Origin of the sequence: Devosia sp. (assembly GCF_030689745.1) — a bacterium.
Taxonomy (GTDB): Bacteria; Pseudomonadota; Alphaproteobacteria; order Rhizobiales; family Devosiaceae; genus Devosia; species Devosia alba.
In genome coordinates this window covers 1-3180 of the sequence record NZ_JAUYGL010000210.1, presented here as the reverse complement: position 1 = coordinate 3180, position 3180 = coordinate 1, and the positions used below count along the sequence as shown (strand labels likewise).

The 3180-nt window shown below is 63.4% G+C and carries 2 protein-coding genes; both read left to right on the top strand.

All coding sequences use genetic code 11. From position 1 onward, the window contains the following. A partial coding sequence (gene dnaE / locus Q8O80_RS18250; protein ID WP_305581906.1) for a DNA polymerase III subunit alpha occupies positions 1-2518 on the top strand: 2518 nt, incomplete at its 5' end. Between the two features lie 10 nt (positions 2519-2528). Next, positions 2529-2747 (top strand): hypothetical protein, encoded by a 219-nt coding sequence (locus tag Q8O80_RS18245; RefSeq protein ID WP_305581904.1) that lies wholly within the window; start codon positions 2529-2531, stop codon positions 2745-2747. The last annotated feature ends 433 nt before the right edge of the window (positions 2748-3180 follow it).

Here is a 3180-nt window from a genome sequence, read left to right as displayed (position 1 = left end):
GGCCGAAGCAGGCCTGCGCAATCGCCTTGCGGCCCCCGGCCCGGCGCCGGGCAAGACGGCAGCGGAATACTGGGAGCGGCTGGAGTTCGAGCTGGGCATCATCGCCTCCATGAAATTCCCCGGCTATTTCCTGATCGTGGCTGACTTTATCCGCTGGTCAAAAGCGCAGGGCATTCCGGTGGGGCCGGGGCGTGGCTCGGGTGCGGGGTCGCTGGTGGCCTATGCCACCACCATCACCGATCTCGACCCGCTGGCCTATAATCTGCTGTTCGAGCGCTTCCTCAATCCCGAGCGCGTCTCGATGCCCGACTTTGACATCGACTTCTGTCAGGACCGGCGCGAAGAGGTCATTCGCTACGTGCAGCGCAAATATGGCACCGAGCAGGTGAGCCAGATCATCACCTTCGGAACGCTGCAGGCCCGCGCCGTGCTGCGCGACGTCGGTCGTGTGCTGCAGATGCCCTATGGCCAGGTTGACCGCATCTGCAAGATGGTGCCGGCCAACCCGGCCGATCCGTGGTCGATCGAGCGCACCATGAAGGAAGTCCCCGAGTTCAAGGCGATGGCCGATGAGGACGAAACGGTGGCCGATCTGGTGGCCATCGGCAAGGTGCTGGAAGGCCTGTTCCGCCACGCCTCCACCCATGCCGCGGGCATCATCATCGGCGACCGGCCGCTGCATGACCTGGCGCCGCTCTATCGCGATCCGCGCTCGGACATGCCGGTGTGCCAGTACAACATGAAGTGGAGCGAGGCCGCCGGGCTGGTCAAGTTCGACTTTTTGGGCCTCAAAACCCTGACCACGGTGCAATACGCGGTCAATATGGTCAATCTGGATGGTGGCAGCTTCCGCATTGAAGACATCCCGATCAACGACAAGCCAACCTACGACCTCTATGCCCGCGGCGACACCTTTGGCGTGTTCCAGGTCGAGGGCGCCGGCATGCGTCGGGCGCTGCTCGACATGAAGCCCGACCGCTTCGAGGACATCATCGCCATCGTGGCGCTGTATCGCCCCGGTCCGATGGACAATATTCCGATGTTCTGCGACCGCAAGCACGGGCGCGAGGATGTGGAATATCCCCATGAGGACCTCTCCAAGGTGCTCGACGAGACCTATGGCATCATCGTCTACCAGGAGCAGGTGATGCAGATCGCCCAGCTGCTCTCGGGCTATTCGCTGGGCGAAGCCGATATGCTGCGCCGCGCCATGGGCAAGAAGATCAAGTCCGAAATGGATGCGCAGCGCGAGCGGTTCCGCGAGGGCGCCATCCGGCACGGGCTCAAGCAGGGCCAGGCCGATACGATCTTTGACCTGCTGGCCAAGTTCGCCAATTACGGCTTCAACAAGAGCCATGCGGCGACCTATGCGCTCGTGAGCTATCAGACAGCCTATCTCAAGGCGCATTACCCGCACGAGTTCCTCGCCGCGTCGATGACGCTGGACATGGGCAATACCGACAAGCTCGCCGAGTTCCGCAGCGAGGCCAAGCGCAACAAGATCGAGCTGGTACCGCCCTGCGTCAACCGCTCGCAGGTGGTGTTTTCGGTCAAGGACAAGGCCATTCTCTATGGCCTGTGCGCGGTCAAGGGCGTGGGTCGGCAGGTGGCCGAGCACATCGTCGAGGTGCGCGGCGATACCCCGTTCGCCGATCTGGGCGATTTCGCCCGCCGCGTCGATCCGCGCGTGCTCTCCAAGCGCACGCTGGAAACCCTGGCCAATGCCGGCGCCTTTGACGCCATCGTGCCGCGGCGCGAGGTGGCCTTTGCCGCCATCGAGGCGGTGATGGGCATGGCCCAGTCGCTGACCGCCGAGCGCAATGAGGGGCAGTGGAACATGTTCGATGCCGGGGAACCCGAAACCGTGCGCCTGCCCGAAGGCGTGCCGGACTGGAGCACCACCGAGCGGGCCGACCGCGAGCTGAGTGCCTTCGGCTTTCACCTTTCGGCCCATCCGCTCGATGCCTATGCCGATATGTTCGACAAGCTGCGCGTGCAGCGCTGGGCCGATTTCGAGCGGGCCGTCAAGGATGGCGCCTCGGCCGGACGGCTGGCCGGCACGATCAGCGGGCGGCAGGATCGCCGCACCCGCAAGGGCACGCCAATGATGATCCTGACGCTGTCCGATCAGTCCGGCAGCTTTGAGGTGATCGCCTTTTCCGAGCAGATCAGCCAGTTCGGCGCCCTGTTGCAGCCGGGCAAGTCGGTGATCCTGCAGGTGGGGGCTGATGAACGCGCCGAAGGCGTCAGCCTGCGCCTGCTGTCAGCCGAGCTGATCGAGGGCATGGCCGAAAAGATCGACCGGCGCCTGACGGTGTTCGCCGCCAGCGCCGCGCCGCTCGGCTCCATCGCTGCGCAGCTCAAGCGGGGCGGGGAGGGGAGCGTCAATTTCGTGGTCATCCGCGAGGGCGGCGCCCGCGAATACGAGATCGAACTGCCCGGCACCTATCTGCTCACCACCGCCGTCGCCGGCGGCATCAAGGCGCTGGACGGCGTGACGGATGTGCGGTTTCACTGAGGAGGACGTATTGCGAATTGAAGATGCCGCTCAGTTGCTTAGCGAGCGATACAGTTCCGCTGGGGATGGTAGTAAGGTTGTAGCCATCCATGTTTTTGGAATCGAGTTCGCTGACCAAATTAGGAACATGTCGAAGGTGGAGCTAGCAACCCGCGCTGGTATTTCTCCTAAGTACGGGACCGAGTTGAACAAGGCGGTAAGGCTTGCCGAGTTTGTCAGGCTCAAATGATGAGCGGTGGGTACTGACGCCCGTTTCTTGATTCCGGACGGCGGTGCCGCGAATACGAGATCGAGCTGCGTGGCACCTACCGCCTGACTGCCGAAGTCGCCGGCGGCATCAAGGCGCTGGACGGCGTGACGGATGTGCGGTTTCGCTGAGGGGATCGACCCAGTCCGGGCCGAGGCCGCGCATTAGGCCGCTGGGCCGCTGAGGGTCGGCGCTTGGATCGACGGACCATCCCACAATGGGCTGGCAGCTTCCGACCCCGTTTGGGTCGTTCAGGTCATGAGGCGAGGGCGCTTGAAGCGGACCTTGCAGGTGGTTCTTGTCCCCTGATCTTGTCTGTTGCAGGTTTCGGGATTTTCGCGAAGCAGGGAGCGTCAGCATGAGTGGCAATGACAGTATCGCGGAACGCATCATGTCGATGGATGACGCCACATGG